The sequence below is a fragment of the Bacillus sp. 3103sda1 genome, from assembly GCF_024159135.1.
Lineage (GTDB): Bacteria > Bacillota > Bacilli > Bacillales > Bacillaceae_G > Bacillus_A > Bacillus_A rhizoplanae.
In genome coordinates, this window is record NZ_JAMYWS010000001.1 from 151,399 (window position 1) to 173,559 (window position 22,161).

Consider the following 22,161-nt stretch of genomic DNA (forward strand, 5'->3'; position numbering starts at 1 on the left):
GGCTTACGCCTTAGTAAGGTGTAAGTTCAATCTATGTCTTTGCTTTTAGCATTTGTATTAGAGATGAGCTGAGAGACAGGGATGTTTTTAAATCCATCCGTTTTCAATTTTTGAAGCAGCATTGGTAATGCTTGATTTGTTTGTAGTGCCGAATCAGAAGCGTGAAGTAGAATGATATCTCCTTCGCGTAGATTTTCTGAAACGGTGGTAACAATTTTATTGACTCCAGGGTTTTTCCAGTCATTTGAATTATTACTCCAATGTACAACCGTATATCCTAGAGATTCAGCAATTTTTAATACCGTTTTATTAAAGTTACCATTAGGGGGACGTAGAAGTTGAACTTGCTTCACTTGAAGTTTTGTAAATACGTCCTGTGCCTTTAAGAGGTCCCTTCGGATTTCGCCTGCTTCTAAAGAAGTATAGTCTTTGTAATTGTATCCCATACTTCCGATTTCGTGACCATCTTTTATAATACGCTCCACAATATCAGGATGGCGTTCTGCCCATGCTGCCGAAAGAAAGAATGTGGCGTTTGTAATCTTTTTTTCTTTTAATGTATCTAGTATAGGTAATGCTTTCTCATCCCCCCAACTAATATCGAACGTTAAAGAAACCTGTTTTTTTGTCGTGTCTCCTTTATAAATTGCTTTTGGACCAGTAGTTGTTGAAAAAACCGATTGATAAGAATATGTTTTTAAAAAGAGCAGCCATGCCGTAAAAAGGGAAAGCACAATAATAAGACTAATTTGTTTAAACCTATGTTTACTTGTTATAAAGAAGAAAAACATCGTTTCTCCGCCCCTTTGTCCAATCCTTTTCAGTTACTTATATGCAGAAAAAGAAGAAAAGAGAACTAAACGATTAACATCGTAAGAAAAGGATATACTGAACGGTAACGCTTTATATAATTTATCCTGCCTTGATATTTAGAGAAATGGATGAGATAAGTGTATGAAGTAGAAGAGGATACTTGATTCCAAGTATAAAAAATAACTTTAGTTAATTTTACATATATCAGGAAAGTAGTATGTAGATAAGAAACAGCTGAGGTGACAGAATGATTGGGTTATTGATTACGGAGCAGGAACAGAAAGAATTAGAATATGTATTAAAAAGAGAGTTAGATGAATTGTTATTTGACTTTGCGGATAAGAGGATCCATCGTATTGTAAAAAAGACGATGGAAGAGCGATATAAATTGTTATTTACTGTATTTACAAGAATTGCTCCACCTGAAGATTGTACAAGGTATATGAGAAAAAGAATTTTTTATTAAAAAGTATTGACGATATAGTTTTATATATGATAAATTAATATTCGTCGCTGATGAACGAATTCATCAAGCGAAAAAAGAAATAAAAAACATTGTTGACATCAGATGGTTGAGATGTTAACATAAGGAAGTCGCAAATGAGCGGCTAACAAGTTCTTTGAAAACTGAACGAAACAAACAACGTGAAACGTCAATTTTTATTTATGATGCTAGACAAACACTTTATTGGAGAGTTTGATCCTGGCTCAGGATGAACGCTGGCGGCGTGCCTAATACATGCAAGTCGAGCGAACCGATTAAGAGCTTGCTCTTAAGAAGTTAGCGGCGGACGGGTGAGTAACACGTAGGTAACCTGCCTATAAGACTGGGATAACTCCGGGAAACCGGGGCTAATACCGGATAACATTTTGCACCGCATGGTGCGAAATTGAAAGGCGGCTTCGGCTGTCACTTATAGATGGACCTGCGGCGCATTAGCTAGTTGGTGAGGTAACGGCTCACCAAGGCGACGATGCGTAGCCGACCTGAGAGGGTGATCGGCCACACTGGGACTGAGACACGGCCCAGACTCCTACGGGAGGCAGCAGTAGGGAATCTTCCGCAATGGACGAAAGTCTGACGGAGCAACGCCGCGTGAGCGATGAAGGCCTTCGGGTCGTAAAGCTCTGTTGTTAGGGAAGAACAAGTGCTAGTTGAATAAGCTGGCACCTTGACGGTACCTAACCAGAAAGCCACGGCTAACTACGTGCCAGCAGCCGCGGTAATACGTAGGTGGCAAGCGTTATCCGGAATTATTGGGCGTAAAGCGCGCGCAGGTGGTTTCTTAAGTCTGATGTGAAAGCCCACGGCTCAACCGTGGAGGGTCATTGGAAACTGGGAGACTTGAGTGCAGAAGAGGAAAGTGGAATTCCATGTGTAGCGGTGAAATGCGTAGAGATATGGAGGAACACCAGTGGCGAAGGCGACTTTCTGGTCTGCAACTGACACTGAGGCGCGAAAGCGTGGGGAGCAAACAGGATTAGATACCCTGGTAGTCCACGCCGTAAACGATGAGTGCTAAGTGTTAGAGGGTTTCCGCCCTTTAGTGCTGAAGTTAACGCATTAAGCACTCCGCCTGGGGAGTACGGCCGCAAGGCTGAAACTCAAAGGAATTGACGGGGGCCCGCACAAGCGGTGGAGCATGTGGTTTAATTCGAAGCAACGCGAAGAACCTTACCAGGTCTTGACATCCTCTGACAACCCTAGAGATAGGGCTTCTCCTTCGGGAGCAGAGTGACAGGTGGTGCATGGTTGTCGTCAGCTCGTGTCGTGAGATGTTGGGTTAAGTCCCGCAACGAGCGCAACCCTTGATCTTAGTTGCCATCATTAAGTTGGGCACTCTAAGGTGACTGCCGGTGACAAACCGGAGGAAGGTGGGGATGACGTCAAATCATCATGCCCCTTATGACCTGGGCTACACACGTGCTACAATGGACGGTACAAAGAGTCGCAAGACCGCGAGGTGGAGCTAATCTCATAAAACCGTTCTCAGTTCGGATTGTAGGCTGCAACTCGCCTACATGAAGCTGGAATCGCTAGTAATCGCGGATCAGCATGCCGCGGTGAATACGTTCCCGGGCCTTGTACACACCGCCCGTCACACCACGAGAGTTTGTAACACCCGAAGTCGGTGGGGTAACCTTTTTGGAGCCAGCCGCCTAAGGTGGGACAGATGATTGGGGTGAAGTCGTAACAAGGTAGCCGTATCGGAAGGTGCGGCTGGATCACCTCCTTTCTATGGAGAATTGATGAACGCTGTTCATCAATAAAGTTTCCGTGTTTCGTTTTGTTCAGTTTTGAGAGAACTATCTCTCGAAAATATATGTTCTTTGAAAACTAGATAACAGTGTAGCTCATATTTTTTTGATTTTGGTTAAGTTAGAAAGGGCGCACGGTGGATGCCTTGACACTAGGAGTCGATGAAGGACGGGACTAACACCGATATGCTTCGGGGAGCTGTAAGTAAGCTTTGATCCGGAGATTTCCGAATGGGGAAACCCACCATACGTAATGGTATGGTATCCTTATCTGAATACATAGGGTAAGGAAGACAGACCCAGGGAACTGAAACATCTAAGTACCTGGAGGAAGAGAAAGCAAATGCGATTTCCTGAGTAGCGGCGAGCGAAACGGAATCTAGCCCAAACCAAGAGGCTTGCCTCTTGGGGTTGTAGGACATTCTATACGGAGTTACAAAGGAACGAGGTAGACGAAGCAGCCTGGAAAGGCTCGTCATAGAAGGTAACAACCCTGTAGTTGAAACTTCGTTCCCTCTTGAATGTATCCTGAGTACGGCGGAACACGTGAAATTCCGTCGGAATCCGGGAGGACCATCTCCCAAGGCTAAATACTACCTAGTGATCGATAGTGAACCAGTACCGTGAGGGAAAGGTGAAAAGCACCCCGGAAGGGGAGTGAAAGAGATCCTGAAACCGTGTGCCTACAAATAGTCAGAGCCCGTTAACGGGTGATGGCGTGCCTTTTGTAGAATGAACCGGCGAGTTACGATCCCGTGCGAGGTTAAGCTGAAGAGGCGGAGCCGTAGCGAAAGCGAGTCTGAATAGGGCGTTTAGTACGTGGTCGTAGACCCGAAACCAGGTGATCTACCCATGTCCAGGGTGAAGTTCAGGTAACACTGAATGGAGGCCCGAACCCACGCACGTTGAAAAGTGCGGGGATGAGGTGTGGGTAGCGGAGAAATTCCAATCGAACCTGGAGATAGCTGGTTCTCCCCGAAATAGCTTTAGGGCTAGCCTCAAGTGTGAGAGTCTTGGAGGTAGAGCACTGATTGAACTAGGGGTCCTCATCGGATTACCGAATTCAGTCAAACTCCGAATGCCAATGACTTATCCTTGGGAGTCAGACTGCGAGTGATAAGATCCGTAGTCAAAAGGGAAACAGCCCAGACCGCCAGCTAAGGTCCCAAAGTGTGTATTAAGTGGAAAAGGATGTGGAGTTGCTTAGACAACTAGGATGTTGGCTTAGAAGCAGCCACCATTTAAAGAGTGCGTAATAGCTCACTAGTCGAGTGACTCTGCGCCGAAAATGTACCGGGGCTAAATACACCACCGAAGCTGCGGATTGATACCTATGGTATCAGTGGTAGGGGAGCGTTCTAAGTGCTGTGAAGTCAGATCGTAAGGACTGGTGGAGCGCTTAGAAGTGAGAATGCCGGTATGAGTAGCGAAAGACGGGTGAGAATCCCGTCCACCGAATGCCTAAGGTTTCCTGAGGAAGGCTCGTCCGCTCAGGGTTAGTCAGGACCTAAGCCGAGGCCGACAGGCGTAGGCGATGGACAACAGGTTGATATTCCTGTACCACCTCTTTATCGTTTGAGCAATGGAGGGACGCAGAAGGATAGAAGAAGCGTGCGATTGGTTGTGCACGTCCAAGCAGTTAGGCTGGTAAGTAGGCAAATCCGCTTACCGCAAAGGCTGAGCTGTGATGGGGAAGCTCCTTATGGAGCGAAGTCTTTGATTCCCCGCTGCCAAGAAAAGCTTCTAGCGAGATAAAAGGTGCCTGTACCGCAAACCGACACAGGTAGGCGAGGAGAGAATCCTAAGGTGTGCGAGAGAACTCTGGTTAAGGAACTCGGCAAAATGACCCCGTAACTTCGGGAGAAGGGGTGCTTTCTTAACGGAAAGCCGCAGTGAATAGGCCCAAGCGACTGTTTAGCAAAAACACAGGTCTCTGCGAAGCCGTAAGGCGAAGTATAGGGGCTGACACCTGCCCGGTGCTGGAAGGTTAAGGAGAGGGGTTAGCGCAAGCGAAGCTCTGAACTGAAGCCCCAGTAAACGGCGGCCGTAACTATAACGGTCCTAAGGTAGCGAAATTCCTTGTCGGGTAAGTTCCGACCCGCACGAAAGGTGTAACGATTTGGGCACTGTCTCAACCAGAGACTCGGTGAAATTATAGTACCTGTGAAGATGCAGGTTACCCGCGACAGGACGGAAAGACCCCGTGGAGCTTTACTGTAGCCTGATATTGAATTTTGGTACAGCTTGTACAGGATAGGCGGGAGCCTTTGAAGCCGGAGCGCTAGCTTCGGTGGAGGCGCTGGTGGGATACCGCCCTGGCTGTATTGAAATTCTAACCTACGGGTCTTATCGACCCGGGAGACAGTGTCAGGTGGGCAGTTTGACTGGGGCGGTCGCCTCCTAAAAAGTAACGGAGGCGCCCAAAGGTTCCCTCAGAATGGTTGGAAATCATTCGTAGAGTGCAAAGGCATAAGGGAGCTTGACTGCGAGACCTACAAGTCGAGCAGGGACGAAAGTCGGGCTTAGTGATCCGGTGGTTCCGCATGGAAGGGCCATCGCTCAACGGATAAAAGCTACCCCGGGGATAACAGGCTTATCTCCCCCAAGAGTCCACATCGACGGGGAGGTTTGGCACCTCGATGTCGGCTCATCGCATCCTGGGGCTGTAGTCGGTCCCAAGGGTTGGGCTGTTCGCCCATTAAAGCGGTACGCGAGCTGGGTTCAGAACGTCGTGAGACAGTTCGGTCCCTATCCGTCGTGGGCGTAGGAAATTTGAGAGGAGCTGTCCTTAGTACGAGAGGACCGGGATGGACGCACCGCTGGTGTACCAGTTGTTCTGCCAAGGGCATAGCTGGGTAGCTATGTGCGGAAGGGATAAGTGCTGAAAGCATCTAAGCATGAAGCCCCCCTCAAGATGAGATTTCCCATAGCGTTAAGCTAGTAAGATCCCTGAAAGATGATCAGGTTGATAGGTTCGAGGTGGAAGCATGGTGACATGTGGAGCTGACGAATACTAATAGATCGAGGACTTAACCATATAATATGAAGCAAATGTTATCTAGTTTTGAAGGAATATACCTTCATAAGTCTGGTAATGATGGCAGAGAGGTCACACCCGTTCCCATACCGAACACGGAAGTTAAGCTCTCTAGCGCCGATGGTAGTTGGGACTTTGTCCCTGTGAGAGTAGGACGTTGCCAGGCTTGCATTATTCCGCAGTAGCTCAGTGGTAGAGCTATCGGCTGTTAACCGATCGGTCGTAGGTTCGAGTCCTACCTGCGGAGCCATATGCTTCCATAGCTCAGCTGGTAGAGCACTTCCATGGTAAGGAAGAGGTCACCGGTTCAAGCCCGGTTGGAAGCTTGTGCGAAGTATTAAAACTTTTTGGCCCGTTGGTCAAGTGGTTAAGACACCGCCCTTTCACGGCGGTAACACGGGTTCGAATCCCGTACGGGTCACCACTTTTGGAGGATTAGCTCAGCTGGGAGAGCACCTGCCTTACAAGCAGGGGGTCGGCGGTTCGATCCCGTCATCCTCCACCATATAATTTTTAATGTCGGAGGGGTAGCGAAGTGGCTAAACGCGGCGGACTGTAAATCCGCTCCTTCGGGTTCGGCAGTTCGAATCTGCCCCCCTCCACCATTTATTTTTAAAAAATAACCTTACAAAGGTTTATTTTTTTGGTGAAACAAGCATACTAGTAAATATTAATGGGCTATAGCCAAGCGGTAAGGCAACGGACTTTGACTCCGTCATGCGCTGGTTCGAATCCAGCTAGCCCAGCCATTTACGAGCCATTAGCTCAGTTGGTAGAGCATCTGACTTTTAATCAGAGGGTCGAAGGTTCGAGTCCTTCATGGCTCATCATTTTGCGGAAGTAGTTCAGTGGTAGAATACAACCTTGCCAAGGTTGGGGTCGCGGGTTCGAATCCCGTCTTCCGCTCCAACTTGGGGCCTTAGCTCAGCTGGGAGAGCGCCTGCCTTGCACGCAGGAGGTCAGCGGTTCGATCCCGCTAGGCTCCATACAAATAAAAGAAAAGCTTGAAGTCCAATATTGGATTTCAAGCTTTTTTTTGTTTATCCCCCCGTGACTCGCGTACGGTAAGACTCTCATTTCAAGATTCTAAGAAGTTAAACAAGATATGATAGAGCTTTCAGTCATTGGGGAATGGAGATTTACTGATGGAAGTTTTACTTTATTCCGCTATCTTATTTATTTTGAAGATGGAGTTTTCTTGTTGATTTTTTGATAAATTAGAACGAGATATATTTTGTAATATGTTTAATGGTTTTTCATACAGTAAAAGGGAGTTGTTTCATGTGAAGATTATCATTGCGTCTGATTCTTATAAAGAAAGTTTAACTGCATTAGAAGTATGTGAAGCAGTAGAGAAAGGTTTTCGCTCTATATATTCAGAAGCAGAGTATATAAAAATTCCTATTGCAGATGGTGGAGAAGGAACAGTACAAGCTCTTGTTGATGCAACAAAGGGAAGAATCGTGAATATTCCTGTTACAGGTCCATTAGGAAATTTAGTAGAAGGATTTTACGGTCTCTCCTCAGATAAACGGACCGCTTTTATTGAAATGGCAGCTGCCTCTGGTTTACACCATGTTCCACTTGATAAAAGGAATCCACTCCTAACGACAACAAAAGGAACAGGAGAACTCATTTTACACGCGCTAGAACAAGGAGTTCATCATATTGTTTTAGGGCTTGGGGGAAGTGCTACAAATGATGGAGGAGCAGGAATGTTATCCGCTTTAGGTGTGCGCTTTTTTGATAGCAATAATCGTGTTATAGAGCCGAATGGTGGGAATTTAGATTCTATTACTTATTTTGATATGTCACAGTTAGATTCGCGTTTAAAGAAGGTTAAAATTGAAGCAGCTTGTGACGTTGCGAATCCGTTAACAGGAGGAACAGGGGCATCGTTTGTATTTGGAAGACAAAAAGGTGCCACAGACGAGATGGTAGAGAGGTTAGACTGTAATTTGAAGCATTATGCCCAATTAATCAAACAAACTCTTCATATTGATATTGAATTTATTCCAGGAGCAGGTGCTGCGGGCGGACTTGGAGCGGCTATCGTCGCCTTTTTACATGGCATCCTTAGAAAAGGTATTGATATTGTACTTGATTACACGAATTTTAATGCTCATTTGCAAGGTGCAGATTTAGTGATTACGGGAGAAGGACGAATTGATGAACAGACAGTGTATGGGAAAGCACCAATAGGAGTGGCAAAACGTGCTAAAGAGCGTAATCTTCCTGTTATTGCAATTGCTGGAGCTGTTCATTCGAATCATACTCCTATTTATGAAGAAGGTGTTGATGCTGTATTTAGCATTGTTTCAGGAGTAATGACATTAGAAGAAGCGTATGAAATGGGAAAAGAAAATATTTATATAACAGCACGAAATATTGCAGCTGTATGGAAACTTGGATTACAAAAACATCTCTATTCGTAAGAGATGTTTTTTTTTTATGCATATTTTAACGGGAAAATCTAATTTTATCACTTCTTTATATTGTATTAAGTGTATATAAATACAAAAAAATGTCAAGTTGAGTCAGACAATAGAAAAGATTTAAAATATTTAGTGAAAGCATAAAAGGGGGAGATCATCTATGAAGAAAGAAGTTTCAATTGTGGGAGTACCAATGGATTTAGGACAAACGCGCCGCGGTGTTGATATGGGAGCGAGTGCAATTCGTTATGCTGGAGTTGTTGAAAGAATTCAAAATATAGGATATAACGTGGAAGACTTAGGGGATATATGTATTGAAAGAGAATTTCAAATAAATGAAAATGAAAAGTTAAAAAATCTTGAACAAGTTGTAAAAGTATGTAACGAACTGGCAAGTAAAGTTGATACTATTATTGAGAAAAAAAGTTTCCCGCTTGTATTGGGCGGCGATCATAGCATTGCAATTGGAACACTTGCTGGAATTGCAAAACATTATAAAAATCTTGGCGTTATTTGGTATGATGCGCATGGAGATTTAAATACAGAAGAAACTTCTCCATCTGGTAATATTCATGGCATGTCGTTAGCTGCAAGCTTAGGACATGGTCATCCATCACTTGTTAATTTATACGGTGAGTATCCGAAAGTGAAAAAAGAAAATGTGGTTATCATTGGTGCTCGTTCTTTAGATGATGGAGAGAAAGAATTTATTCAAAAAGAGGGTATTAAAGTTTTCACTATGCATGAAATTGATCGTATGGGAATGACAGCAGTTATGGAAGAAACAATTGCATACTTATCACATACAGATGGTGTACATTTATCTTTAGATTTAGATGGTCTCGATCCACATGATGCACCTGGCGTGGGTACTCCGGTTATGGGTGGATTATCGTATCGTGAAAGCCATTTAGCGATGGAAATGCTTGCTGAATCAGGTATTATTACATCTGCTGAGTTTGTGGAAGTGAATCCAATTTTAGATGAAAGAAATAAAACTGCAATTGCAGCCGTTGCATTAATGGGATCTTTATTTGGTGAAAAGTTGAAATAATTTAAAAAAACAGCTGAAAAGCTGTTTTTTTTATTTTAAAATAAAGGTACAGCAACAAAGAATGTTAATACCTCCCTTTTTAAAGTCTGATATCTAACGATTGTATTGTCAGGTTTAGGAAGGAGGTTTGAAATTGTAGTTCATATAATGTATGTTATAATTAACTAATTGTTGTAAATTACATATAGATGGAGGAAGGGTCAGAATGCCTTTTGGAGATATGAATGTTTTTTTGAAATATCTCAGCACTATAGTAGATATCGGCCTTGTATGGTTTGTTATATATAAATTAATTCTTGTAATCCGTGGTACAAAAGCTGTACAACTTTTGAAAGGGATTACGGTAATTATTATTGTTCGCATTTTAAGTAATGTTTTTGAATTGCATACTTTGCAATGGCTTATGGATCAAGCATTAACTTGGGGATTTTTAGCGATTATTATCATTTTTCAACCAGAGTTAAGACGTGCCCTTGAGCAGCTTGGACGAGGAAGTTTATTTTCACGTGGAAGTAATAAAGAGGATGATGAACAGGAGTCTGTCGTCAATGCTGTTGTAAAGGCAACAGAATATATGGGGAAACGTCGCATTGGTGCGCTTATTACAATGGCTAGAGAGACTGGTATGGGAGATTACATTGAAACAGGAATCCCACTAAATGCAAATATTTCATCAGAGCTATTAATTAATATCTTTATACCGAATACACCCCTTCATGATGGGGCGGTCATTATGCAAGGAAATATTATTAAAGCAGCTGGTTGTTACTTACCATTATCAGAAAGCCCGTTTATTTCTAAAGAATTAGGAACGCGTCACCGGGCAGCAATGGGAGTAAGTGAAGTAACAGACAGTTTGACAATTGTTGTATCAGAAGAAACTGGGCAAATTTCCTTAACAAAAAATGGTGAATTACATCGTGATTTGAAAAATGAACAATTAAAGGAAATGCTTATGAAAGAGCTAAGTGGGAATATAAAAGAATCTTCTTCATCTTTATGGAATTGGAGGAGAAAACGTCATGGATAAGTTAATGGATAACCATTGGTTTTTAAGGGGAATTTCATTACTGTTGGCAATTATGCTTTACATGTCAACAAACCTAGATAAAAATGTATCAGGTGATTTTAATCCATCGCCTTTTCCAGTAGGAGATACAACAGAAACAATATCTGGAGTTCCGGTATCTGCTTACTATGACGAAGATAAGTATATTGTAAGTGGTATTCCAGAAAATGTAACAGTCACTCTTGAAGGACAAAATAATGTTGTAGCTGCAGCTAAAGTAAAACGACAGTATGAGGTATTTGTCAATTTGCGAGGGTATACACCGGGGACATATGAGATCCCTTTAAAATATAGTGGAGTTCCGAGCAATTTACATTTGAAGGTTCAGCCAGCGAAAATAAAAGTTACAATTCAAAAGAAAGAAGTAAAATCTTTTCCTGTAGAAGTGAAGTATTTAAATGAGAACCAACTACAGGCAGGAACGATTGTAGACAAACCTATTGTAAAGCCAAGTACCGTTGAAGTAGCCGGTACAGAGGAAGAGCTTTCGCGAATTGCACTTGTGCGAGCGTATGTCGATTTGAAGGATGTTAATAAAACGATCACAAAAGAAGCGAAAGTTGTATTGTATGATAAAGATGGGAATCGTTTGGATTTGAAAACAGGTTCTTCTACTGTCAATGTCACCATACCAGTTTCATCTTCATCTTCATCTTCATCACCTTCAAAAACGGTTCCCTTGGGTATAACGAAAAAAGGGAGCTTACAAGAAGGGATATCTGTAACGAATATAAAGGTTGAACCAAGTGAAGTAACGATTTATGGTTCAAAAGAAGTACTTGATAAGATTACATCTCTTGATGGCGTCGAAGTAGACTTAAGTAAAATTACAGAGTCTACAACCTTCGATGCCTCTGTTTCTTTACCTAAAGGTGTTACAAAAGCAGAACCTAGTCAAGTAAAGGTAACAGTTGAAGTACAAAAGCAACAGAGCAAAACAATAGACGGTATTCCTTTGCAGGTAAATGGATTATCGGATTTATTAACAATGAAATTATTAGACCCGGCAAATGGGAAAATCAGTGTTGATATTTTTGGGGATGCAAGTGCTGTAGAAAAAGTAAATGCAGCACAGATTAAAGCATCAATTAATTTAGGAAATATGGATGTAGGAACACATGATGTTCCAATTCAAATTACTGGTCCCGATAATGTCACATTGGAATTAAAACAAAAAAATGCGAAGGTAGAACTTGCAAAGAAAGAAGAAACGGGAAAAGAAGTACAAGGTGAGCCGGTGCAGCCGGTGCAGAAGCCGGATCAAGGAAATGAGCAAGAAAGAAGGAGCGAATAGTAATGGGAAAATATTTTGGTACTGACGGCGTACGCGGTATTGCGAATAAAGAATTAACGCCAGAATTAGCATTTAAAATTGGGCGATTTGGTGGCTACGTATTAACAAAGAATACAGAGCGTCCAAAAGTTATTATCGGCCGTGATACACGTGTGTCCGGACATATGTTAGAAGGTGCTTTAGTAGCTGGATTATTATCAATTGGAGCAGAGGTAATGCGCCTTGGTGTTATTTCTACCCCTGGAGTTGCATACTTAACAAAAGCGTTAGACGCGCAAGCTGGTGTGATGATTTCTGCATCTCATAATCCTGTACAAGATAATGGAATTAAGTTCTTTGGTCCAGACGGATTTAAATTAACAGACGAGCAAGAGGAAGAAATCGAAGCATTATTAGATAAAGAAATAGATGAGCTTCCACGTCCTGTGGGTACAGCATTAGGTCAAGTAAATGACTACTTTGAGGGTGGACAAAAATACTTACAATACATTAAACAAACTGTAGATGAAGATTTTGCGGGCTTACATATCGCATTAGATTGTGCGCACGGTGCGACATCTTCTTTAGCACCGTATTTATTTGCTGATTTAGAAGCGGATATTTCCACAATGGGAACAGCGCCAAATGGTATGAATATTAACGAGGGCGTAGGTTCTACGCACCCAGAAGTATTAGCAGAGTTTGTGAAAGAAAAAGGTGCTGATATCGGTCTAGCATTTGACGGAGATGGTGACCGTTTAATTGCTGTTGACGAAAAAGGAAATATTGTAGATGGCGATCAAATTATGTACATTTGTGCAAAATATATGAGCGAATCTGGAAAATTAAAACATAATACAGTTGTTTCGACAGTCATGAGTAATTTAGGTTTCTATAAAGCATTAGAAGTAAATGGCATTACAAGTGATCAAACAGCTGTTGGTGACCGTTACGTAATGGAAGAAATGAAACGTGGTGGCTATAACCTCGGCGGTGAGCAATCTGGTCATATTATTTTCTTAGATTACATTACAACTGGCGATGGAATGTTAAGTGCACTTCAACTTGTTAACATTATGAAAATGACGAAAAAATCATTATCTGAGCTTGCAAGTGAAATGAAAAAATTCCCGCAATTACTTGTGAATGTTCGTGTAACAGATAAAAAACAAGCATTAGAAAATGAAAAAATTAAAGAAATCATTCGTGTTGTAGAGGAAGAGATGAATGGTGATGGGCGTATTCTTGTTCGTCCTTCTGGTACAGAGCCATTAATTCGTGTTATGGCAGAGGCGCCAACACAAGATCTTTGTAATCAATACGTAAGCCGTATTGTAGAAGTTGTAAAAGCAGAAGTTGGAGCTGAATAATAGGCGAATTTTATGATAAAAAGGAGCACAAAATGTGCTCCTTTTGCATATAATGTTTATCTGCAATGAAAAAATTTCATTGACGATTTATTCCATTTGTTATAAGATGATTTTGTTCTTTTTCTCGGCAAAATAGATTGAAGTAAGAAGCGCCAGAACTACCTGAGACGTAGTTGACGAGGAGGAGTTTATCGAGATTTCGGCGGATGGCTCCCGGTTGTTCATCACAACCGAAAACTTTTACTTAAAGCATTGGGGTGACTCAATGGACAAAGGTGAAAGTGTGATGAGAGAAGAGGAACGGATTACACTAGCAGTATGAAGTATACGGACTGAAACCAAAGAGAGAGGAAGGTGAAAGCCGTTACAAGCTTACAAAGCTAGCGATATGTAAAATCCGTTTTTTGTGTATGAATAATAAGGATCGGAATATGTCGTTACATGTTTATGTGAGAACATAAGTATGTTGTAACGGCGACAAAACATGTGTGGAATCGTAGGATTTATTGGGGAACAAGATGCAAAGGAAATTTTATTAAAAGGTTTAGAGAAGCTAGAATACCGCGGATATGACTCAGCTGGTATTGCAGTGCAAGCGGCGAATGGTGTTGTTGTATTTAAAGAAAAAGGTCGTATTGCAAAGCTTCGCGAAATCGTGGATGAAAATGTAGCAGCTAACGTGGGAATTGGTCATACACGTTGGGCAACTCATGGTGTACCAAGTCAGGTAAACGCACATCCACATCAAAGTGCTTCAGAGCGCTTTACCCTTGTGCATAACGGTGTAATTGAAAACTATGAGCTATTAAAGAATGAATATCTTCAAGATGTGAACTTTGTAAGTGAAACAGATACAGAAGTAATCGTTCAGCTTGTAGAAAAACAAGTGGAGACAGGTTTGACGGTAGAAGAAGCATTCCGTAAAACGTTAACATTATTACACGGCTCATATGCATTGGCATTACTTGATGCAGAAAACCCAGACATGATTTATGTTGCTAAAAACAAAAGCCCGCTATTAGTGGGTACTGGAGATAACTTTAATGTTGTTGCAAGTGATGCAATGGCAATGCTACAAGTTACAGATCAATTTATCGAGCTAATGGATAAAGAAATGGTTCTTGTAACAAAAGAAAAGATTACAATTCAAAATTTACAAGGTGAAACGATTGATCGTGCACCATTTACAGCAGAATTAGATGCAAGTGACATTGAAAAAGGAACATATCCTCATTTCATGCTAAAAGAAATTGATGAACAGCCGCTTGTAATCCGTAATATTATTCAAAAGTACCAAAATGAAGATGGCGAAATCGAACTAGATAAAGAGATTCGTGATGCGATTTTAGAAAGTGATCGTATCTATATTATCGCATGTGGAACGAGTTATCATGCGGGTCTTGTTGGAAAACAATTCATTGAGAGTTTTGCAAAAGTACCAGTAGAAGTACATGTAGCAAGTGAATTTTCTTACAACATGCCATTATTAACAGAAAAACCATTCTTTATTTACATTTCACAAAGTGGTGAGACTGCAGATAGCCGCGCAGTACTTGTGCAAACAAATGAAATGGGACATAAGGCATTAACAATTACAAACGTGCCAGGTTCTACACTGTCTCGTGAAGCTGATTATACATTACCATTACATGCTGGCCCAGAAATCGCAGTAGCTTCTACAAAAGCATACACAGCACAGCTTGCAGTACTAGCGATTTTAGCAGCTGACATTACAAAAGCAAAAGGTTTAGCAGTTGACTTTGATTTAATCCAAGAACTTGGTCTTGTTGCAAACGCAATGGAAGTACTTTGCAATCAAAAAGATGAAATGGATGCAATTGCAAAAGAATACTTAGCAACAACACGCAACTGTTTCTTCATTGGCCGCGGTGTTGACTTCTATGTTGGTTTAGAAGGCGCATTAAAGCTAAAAGAAATCTCTTACATCCAAGCAGAAGGCTTTGCTGGAGGAGAGTTAAAACACGGTACAATCGCGCTAATTGAAAAGGGTACACCAGTTATCGCACTTGCTACGCAAGAGCACGTAAACTTAGGTATTCGTGGTAATGTAAAAGAAGTAGCAGCACGCGGAGCAAACCCTTGCATCATCGCAATGAAAGGCTTAGAAATGGAAGGCGACCGCTTCATCGTACCAGCTGTACACGAAGCACTAGCACCGCTTGTAGCAGTTATTCCATTACAGCTAATTGCATACTATGCAGCGCTTCACCGTGAGTGTGACGTTGATAAACCACGTAACTTAGCTAAGTCAGTTACTGTTGAGTAAGAGTTTGGTAATTTGATAGATATTTTGTATAGTTACAAGAAAGATGTAGACTAATCGAATTTGGTTATGAAACATATGATAAAAAGCATGACAGCTTATGTCATGCTTTTTTTGTTTTATAATTAAAAATAACTTTAAATACTTTGTTCAAAACATTTTTATTTGTATACACGTAAAGAGTAATTTGTCACTAGTGCATCCACCACTCCATTATATTTCATAAATTAAAAATACCCTAAGAAATCTTTTCCTTTTTCGCAATAGAACGTGGAGATATTCTACCATGCAGTAAATAGTAAACCCCAATTCCGATTATTATAAGGAATGAACAATAAAAATATAATGAGCCATGATCAATTTTAGCTGCTGCAACACCAAAGATAAATGATCCAATACCGAACCCAAAATCAAATACAGAAAGGAATGTAGCCGTAGCCAATGCCCTCTTTTTAGGAGGTGCTACTTGAATCGCAATGGTTTGAAGACTAGGAAACACGGTTCCCCAACCTAATCCAATAAGGGCTGCTGCTGAAAGAAATAACAAGGACGTATTCGATACACTCAATAAGAACGTACCGACTGCAAAGCATAAAATAGCGGGATAAATTATAATATTTGCCCCAAATAAATCAAACCATTTTCCAGTAGATGGCCGGGAAATTAAAAGGACAACTGCGTACACAACAAAGAAATAACCAGCAGCTTCCACTAAACCTTGCTCTTTAGCATATATGGATACGAAGGAAACAATTCCCGAATAAATCAGTGCAAAGAAAGCTGAAACCAATGATACAGGAATGGCAGATTTCTCTAAATAATCTCCAATTTTCATACTTGTTTTTTGTTCAATTGCCCGTTCTGGCATAACAGTTTTCTTAGGTAATTTAACGAATAATCCTGCAACGAGTGCAAAGAGAGCACATAATGCATTTATGATAAACATTACATTTGTCCCTGCTTGTTGCATAACAGTCAAACCTAAAAGGGGACCAATAGCCATACCAAGATTTAGCGTTAGTCCATAATACCCCATTCCTTCTCCTTTGCGGGATTCCGGGATGAGATCGGCCACAATTGCTCCAGCGGCCGTTGTGGCCATTCCAAAGCCAATTCCATGAAACAAGCGAAGAGTTAGCAAGCCAATAACAGAGTGTGGAATAAAATACAAAATTGAAGCTGCGAAAAGAACAAGGAGGGAGCTTATAAAAACGATATACTTTCCTGCCTTTTCTATCCATTTACCTGCAAATGGGCGTGTTAGGATGGATGCAATCAAAAAAACTGTAGTAATAAGTCCTGCTTCAGATTCGGCACCGTGCAATTCTTTTAAAGCATATATCGGCAGTGTAACCAACAAATAATAAAATGTTGTAAACACAAGAAAATTAGTAATGGCAATACTGATAAAATCCCTAGTCCATAATCGGGGTTTATCCAATATTTCCACCTCCCATATAATTAATATTAAACTCCTACGTTTTGGTCTTTCTCATCAGACAAACATTAAAACCCATGCTTGAGTTATTTTAATGCTATTTTATTTGCTTACTCATATTATCATCTCTATAATTATATGGAAAATATCTATAATGTTATTTATATATATCAAAATCATATATATTGGAGGTGAACGATGGACATAAGACAATTACGCTATTTTCTTATTATTGCTGAAGAAGGGCAAATTTCTCGTGCTGCCAAAAAACTTCACATGGCACAACCCCCATTAAGCCAGCAACTTCGACTTATGGAAGAGGAGATTGGTACCGTACTATTAGAACGAAAAAGAAATGGTAAGACTATGGAACTCACTGAGGCAGGTGAAATTCTATATAAAAAAGCTCGGAATATTTTAAATTTATTTGAGGAATCGATATTAGAAGTAAAAGAAGCTGGTGAAGGAATCAGAGGTTCTCTATCCATTGGTATAGTTGTCTCATGTGTTTCTTATCTGCCTAAAAGAATTCAATATCTTCATGAAAACTATCCAATGATTTCATTTAAACTGCGGGGAGGAGATCCAGTTGAATTGAGTAAACAGTTGGAAAACCGCAATATCGAACTTGCTATTGTTCGTCTTCCTTTAGAAATGGAAGGTCTTTCTATGATCCCTTTGGAAACGGAATCATTTGTTTTTGTAGTACCGAAAGATTGGGGGGATTTCCATTCAAAAGAAGCTATTCAAATGAAAGAGATTGAAGATGTACCTTTATTACTAGTCCACAGAACGAAGGGAGAGGGGCTGTATGAAAGAATTATAGAAGAATGTGAACGATTCGAATTCCAGCCAAATATTTTGTGCGAATGCCCAGATATTAATATACTTCTTTCTTTAGTTGAAGCTGGAATTGGAGCAAGTATACTTCCTAAATCTGCAGTATCTGCATTTCGTAATATTGGAATTAGGGTATTGGACATTTTAGATTCTTCTCTTCAATCAGAGATAGCATTAGTTTGGCTTAAACAACGATATCTTTCCAAAGCAGCACGTAGATTTATCGAACTATTTTAGCTAACCCCCTCAAGCAAGTTATTTTTTATGGTAAAAAGGAAAAGAATATCTGAAATAAAAAATATCTATACTTATTGTTAAATTAAGATGTGAAAACTAATCTTGTTAGTGATGTGGAAAAGACAATTTTTTTTAAGACTCTAGAAAACGGTGTTATTCATATCGATAGATTAGCTGATGGAATGTTGAAAAGCTAACAATATAATTCTTAAGAAAAGGGGACGTCAAAAATGGCAACTTCAAAGAAAAGCTTAAGAACTTGCAACAAAGGGCATAAGTACTATAAAAGTAGCGATTGTCCGACCTGCCCGATTTGTGAGAAAGAACGGAAACCAGACAACGGATTTCTTTCATTACTATCAGCACCAGCTAGACGAGCAATAGAAAACAATGGAATAACTTCTTTGCAACAGCTATCAAACTTTAGTGAAGACGAGATTTTGCAATTTCATGGTATGGGACCAAGCTCTTTACCTAAACTTAAGACTGCTTTGCAGACAAATGGGTTATCATTCAGACCAAAATAGAATGATTGCAGAATATCATTGATAGACAATAATCAAACTTTTTTATAAAACTGAAACTTAAATCTAGGATAAACACTTAATTACTACAATTAAGTGTGCGCGAATTCAAGAAAAATGAAACTACCTGTCCACTAAAGAATATAGCGAACAGGTAATTTCAGTGTTTTGATGTTTGTCCATTTTCAGGATTCGCTTTAGTAATGTGGGGATTGCTTACGAGTGCCCTTGATCAATGTTTGTATTTTGAATCCCGATTTTTCCTGCTTTAATCTTGCTTCGGAATAACGCAAAATATACAAGAGTTCCCGTTGCAAATAGTGTTCCGCCTACAATTGCCACTCCATGAAACATATCGGGGATAGTCAATACCCCCATTTCGAACACGAGCCATATTAAAGCGCCATACGTGACAGGTGCTCTCCATTTCCCTAAATTGAACGTCTCCGCGTCAGGCAGATCTTTTCTACGCAAATAGTAAGCCAAAACTGTTATGAAGTATAAAGCGGTAAGAACAACAGATGTTGATCCGACTAGTAAAGTTAAAGAATCGGAGAATAGGATTGCTATAATATCGAGGACTAATACAAGCAAAATCGCATTTACCGGTACGGATGTTCCTGGGTTCACCTTTTTAAAATAACGTGAAGCAAAAAATACATCGTCCCGCGCCATTGCATAAATGATACGAGAAGCGGAAGCCATTCCGATTAATCCGCATGCAAAAATAGAAATGATAACAAGAAGCATAAACAAAGTGCCGATGAATTGGCCGAGCTTTGTTTTAATAATAAGTGGAAGCGGGTTGGCAGAAGCTGTCACACCGGCTAAATCTGTAATGGAAATTGTAACAGTAAAAAGAAAAGCAAACCCAATGATACCACCAATCAGTAACGCGAAAAATACAGCACGTGGTACATTTTTACTCGCGTCAATTGTTTCTTCCGAAAGATTCGCCGCGGCTTCAAAGCCGACCATGGTCCACGATCCCATTAGCATAGCAATCACAAAGCCGCCAAGGAACGTGCCGCTTTTCTGCTCGCCAATATTTGTTAGCATATCCCAATTCGGAGTTGTGAATAGCGCAACAACAGCAAGAATAACAAGAATACCCACCATACCGATCACTTCGGTATATACTGCAATGTCATTGAGGCGAGAAGCCAGTTTTACGCCAAAAATGTTGAGGGCAGCCTGTAGCAGTAGGGTTGCGAGTGCAATATACAAAAGGGTTTTTCCCCCGATATTCCAGCCGAATACATCAGCAATGAGTGGAGACAGGCCGAAATCGACGGCAGGAATGACAATAACAAAAAAGCAAAATCCGAGCCAGCCGGAAAACCATCCTAATCCTTGATTTGCCAGCCGCGTCACCCATTGGTACGAGTAGCCACTGAGTGGCATTCTTCCTGCCAATTCGGCAATAACAAGAGCGACAAGCAAGTGTCCTGCTAATACGATTGGCCACGTCCAAATACCTGCGGGTCCCGCATTATTTAAAACAAAACCAAAATTTGTGAAAATGCCCGTTGTGATAGACATAAATGAAAACGCAACTGCAAACGAGCTAAAAAACTTTAAAGACCTCTGTAATTCTTGCTTGTAGTGATATTGCTCCATGTTATTCGTTTCCTGCTTGATTTTTGTTTGCATGAAAAGCCTCCTTCCGATTTTCCTGTACGTTGTATAACTTCCTAGTTTGTTTCCCTCCTTTCTTTTTAATACTGAAAATTCAGTCTTTTTTCAGCGGTTTCATTCACTCTCCTCTATTGCAAGTACCATACCAATTATACAATTCGCGTCATGCTTGAACTTTGTAAGCTCTTCATTGTTTAAAATGTTGTCCCTTTATGAAATTTTGCATAGTTTATTCAAAATTTCATATTCCGTCGTTTTGTTAAATAATTAGATTTCTATTATTTTACTGCGTTACATAAATAAAATAGGCCGTGAATATACTGTGGATATGTTGTATGACTTTAATTAGGATAGGAGTGAACAAACGATGCGCGTCCTTATTTCCGGTGCGAGCATTGCTGGGCCGGCACTAGCTTACTGGCTTCACCGCTACGGCTTCGACGTGACTGTAGTAGAACGTGCGCCTGCATTGCGCCCAGGTGGATATGGTGTTGATATTCGTGGTGTAGCCATTACGGTGCTTAAGCGGATGGGGATACTCAATCAAGTTCGTGCAGCTGACACGCACATGACCGGTGTTTACTTCGTGAATAGCAAAGGCAAAATCGAAGGTAAAATAAGCGAAGCGAGTATGGGAAACCAGCAGGGGCTGGATATCGAAATCATGCGCGAGGACCTTAGTAATATTTTGTACGATCTGACCAAGGATACGGTCGAATATATTTGGGACGACTCGATTACCGCTATACATGAGACTGAAGCAGGTGCAGAAGTCCAATTTATTCGTGGCAAGCCGCAGACATTCGATCTGGTCATCGGTGCGGACGGGCTCCATTCCAATGTGCGCACCTTAATTTTTGGTGACAAAGAACAATTTAAACGTACTTTGGGCTGTTATATCTCGATTTTTACCCTCGAGAATTACCTTAACCTCGACCACCGCCAGCTGCTTTATACGATGCCAGGCAAAACTGTAGGTATGTATAGTGCCTGTGATAATACTGAAGCAAAGGGTATGTTCGTGTTCAAATCAGAGGCACTGAAGTACGATCGCTATGATGTGGAAGTCCAAAAGAAACTTGTAGACAATGCTTTCCAAGGTGATACGGGTTGGGAAGCTCCGCATCTACTCAAAACTATGAAAGAAGCGACAGATTTTTACTTTGATGAGATTTGCCAGATTCATATGCCGACATGGTCAAAGGGGAGGATTACATTGGTAGGTGATGCGGCGTACGGCCCATCACCACTTTCGGGTCAAGGCTCTAGCCTCGCACTTGTCGGAGCTTATGTACTAGCTGGTGAACTGAAAGCTGCGCAAGGCAATTACGACCGTGCCTTTGTTGCCTATGAAAAAGAGATGAGAAATTTTGTTGAGAAAAATCAAAAAATAGGGCTAACAGCTGCTGGAGGCATGATCGAAAGCTCAAGCTCCAAAATCTTGCTGCGCAATTTAATGTTGCGTGTCCCCTTCCTTATGAGCGCAATGTTCAAGATGATTACAAAAATGATAGTGAAAGCTTCCAATGAAATTGAACTGAAAGATTATTAATATAGATATTTAGGAAGGGAGTTTCAGTACGCCTTTCATAATATTGTTGATTTTCCGTAATCGAGCATTTTAATGGGGGAAGGATTACAAAAATGATCCAATAGAATATTTTAAGAACGTATTTTGAACAAACTTTATTTTAAAGTAACATTTGCATAAAGTCGTGACGTTTTAAAAAATGTTACGATGTTCTAAAGCTTGCTTAGATCCTGTTTTATAGGATCTTTTTTATTTAACTAAAGGGGTAGTTTAGCAGCAAAAGGATTTCACTATAATTACATTGAATTTATTAGGTAAAGTACAGGGCATTATTTTAAGGAGAGAAAATAATTGAACCT

At 40.8% G+C, this 22,161-nt stretch carries 13 protein-coding genes, 9 tRNA genes and 3 rRNA genes; 22 read left to right on the forward strand and 3 right to left on the reverse strand.

Annotated features, from left to right (window positions below; genetic code table 11):
• Positions 1-26: 26 nt before the first annotated feature.
• Positions 27-791 (reverse strand): polysaccharide deacetylase family sporulation protein PdaB, encoded by a 765-nt coding sequence (pdaB, locus tag NKR74_RS00870; RefSeq protein WP_098310023.1) that lies wholly within the window; start codon positions 789-791, stop codon positions 27-29.
• A gap of 269 nt (positions 792-1,060) precedes the next feature.
• Here pdaB and NKR74_RS00875 point away from each other — a divergent pair, with 269 nt between their 5' ends.
• The 19 genes from NKR74_RS00875 (at position 1,061) to glmS (ending at position 15,597) form a co-directional block, all read left to right on the forward strand.
• Positions 1,061-1,279, forward strand: coding sequence for a hypothetical protein (locus NKR74_RS00875; protein ID WP_098310024.1), 219 nt, complete (start codon positions 1,061-1,063; stop codon positions 1,277-1,279).
• Between the two features lie 219 nt (positions 1,280-1,498).
• Positions 1,499-3,050: ribosomal RNA gene (locus tag NKR74_RS00880) — 16S ribosomal RNA — on the forward strand.
• Between the two features lie 136 nt (positions 3,051-3,186).
• A 23S ribosomal RNA gene (locus tag NKR74_RS00885) occupies positions 3,187-6,109 on the forward strand.
• Between the two features lie 50 nt (positions 6,110-6,159).
• Positions 6,160-6,275, forward strand: a 5S ribosomal RNA gene (gene rrf, locus NKR74_RS00890).
• Together the 16S, 23S and 5S rRNA genes with 9 tRNA genes alongside form the textbook arrangement of a ribosomal RNA operon.
• Before the next feature lie 9 nt (positions 6,276-6,284).
• Positions 6,285-6,359 (forward strand) — tRNA-Asn (locus NKR74_RS00895).
• Positions 6,360-6,362: 3 nt separating this feature from the next.
• Positions 6,363-6,435, forward strand: a tRNA-Thr gene (locus NKR74_RS00900).
• A 23-nt stretch (positions 6,436-6,458) separates the two neighbouring features.
• Positions 6,459-6,533, forward strand: a tRNA-Glu gene (locus NKR74_RS00905).
• 5 nt (positions 6,534-6,538) lie between these two features.
• Positions 6,539-6,614: transfer RNA gene (locus tag NKR74_RS00910), tRNA-Val, on the forward strand.
• Positions 6,615-6,630: 16 nt separating this feature from the next.
• A tRNA-Tyr gene (locus NKR74_RS00915) sits at positions 6,631-6,714 on the forward strand.
• A 69-nt stretch (positions 6,715-6,783) separates the two neighbouring features.
• Positions 6,784-6,858: transfer RNA gene (locus tag NKR74_RS00920), tRNA-Gln, on the forward strand.
• Between the two features lie 5 nt (positions 6,859-6,863).
• Positions 6,864-6,936 (forward strand) — tRNA-Lys (locus NKR74_RS00925).
• A gap of 7 nt (positions 6,937-6,943) precedes the next feature.
• Positions 6,944-7,018, forward strand: a tRNA-Gly gene (locus NKR74_RS00930).
• 4 nt (positions 7,019-7,022) lie between these two features.
• A tRNA-Ala gene (locus tag NKR74_RS00935) sits at positions 7,023-7,095 on the forward strand.
• Between the two features lie 297 nt (positions 7,096-7,392).
• Positions 7,393-8,544, forward strand: a complete 1,152-nt coding sequence (locus NKR74_RS00940) for a glycerate kinase (protein WP_098309330.1) — start codon at positions 7,393-7,395, stop codon at positions 8,542-8,544.
• 160 nt (positions 8,545-8,704) lie between these two features.
• Positions 8,705-9,598 carry an arginase gene (gene rocF / locus NKR74_RS00945; protein ID WP_253628367.1) on the forward strand — a complete coding sequence of 298 codons (894 nt, stop codon included), beginning with the start codon at positions 8,705-8,707 and terminating at the stop codon, positions 9,596-9,598.
• Between the two features lie 205 nt (positions 9,599-9,803).
• Entirely contained in the window at positions 9,804-10,628 is an 825-nt protein-coding gene (gene cdaA / locus NKR74_RS00950) for a diadenylate cyclase CdaA (protein ID WP_253628368.1), read from the forward strand.
• On the forward strand, positions 10,621-11,961 hold the full coding sequence (locus NKR74_RS00955; RefSeq protein ID WP_253628369.1) for a CdaR family protein: 1,341 nt from the start codon (positions 10,621-10,623) through the stop codon (positions 11,959-11,961). The genes cdaA and NKR74_RS00955 overlap by 8 nt, the downstream gene beginning before the upstream one ends.
• A 2-nt stretch (positions 11,962-11,963) precedes the next feature.
• The gene (gene glmM / locus NKR74_RS00960; RefSeq protein ID WP_253628370.1) at positions 11,964-13,310 is read left to right on the forward strand and encodes a phosphoglucosamine mutase; all 1,347 of its coding nucleotides are present in this window, start codon (positions 11,964-11,966) and stop codon (positions 13,308-13,310) included.
• A gap of 484 nt (positions 13,311-13,794) precedes the next feature.
• Entirely contained in the window at positions 13,795-15,597 is a 1,803-nt protein-coding gene (gene glmS, locus NKR74_RS00965; RefSeq protein ID WP_253628371.1) for a glutamine--fructose-6-phosphate transaminase (isomerizing), read from the forward strand.
• A 235-nt stretch (positions 15,598-15,832) separates the two neighbouring features.
• On the opposite strand, the gene NKR74_RS00970 is transcribed toward glmS, so the two are convergent.
• Positions 15,833-17,035 (reverse strand): MFS transporter, encoded by a 1,203-nt coding sequence (locus NKR74_RS00970; RefSeq protein ID WP_253628372.1) that lies wholly within the window; start codon positions 17,033-17,035, stop codon positions 15,833-15,835.
• A 195-nt stretch (positions 17,036-17,230) separates the two neighbouring features.
• Here NKR74_RS00970 and NKR74_RS00975 point away from each other — a divergent pair, with 195 nt between their 5' ends.
• Both NKR74_RS00975 and NKR74_RS00980 read left to right on the forward strand, forming a co-directional pair.
• Positions 17,231-18,109 (forward strand): LysR family transcriptional regulator, encoded by an 879-nt coding sequence (locus NKR74_RS00975; RefSeq protein ID WP_253628373.1) that lies wholly within the window; start codon positions 17,231-17,233, stop codon positions 18,107-18,109.
• A 230-nt stretch (positions 18,110-18,339) separates the two neighbouring features.
• Positions 18,340-18,636: an RNA polymerase alpha subunit C-terminal domain-containing protein gene (locus NKR74_RS00980; RefSeq protein ID WP_253628374.1), complete on the forward strand. Its 297-nt coding sequence runs from the start codon at positions 18,340-18,342 to the stop codon at positions 18,634-18,636.
• Between the two features lie 213 nt (positions 18,637-18,849).
• On the opposite strand, the gene NKR74_RS00985 is transcribed toward NKR74_RS00980, so the two are convergent.
• A complete protein-coding gene (locus NKR74_RS00985; RefSeq protein ID WP_253628375.1) occupies positions 18,850-20,286 on the reverse strand; it encodes an APC family permease in 1,437 nt (478 codons plus the stop codon).
• Between the two features lie 352 nt (positions 20,287-20,638).
• Here NKR74_RS00985 and NKR74_RS00990 point away from each other — a divergent pair, with 352 nt between their 5' ends.
• Positions 20,639-21,823: an FAD-dependent monooxygenase gene (locus tag NKR74_RS00990; protein ID WP_253628376.1), complete on the forward strand. Its 1,185-nt coding sequence runs from the start codon at positions 20,639-20,641 to the stop codon at positions 21,821-21,823.
• Positions 21,824-22,161 lie beyond the last annotated feature (338 nt).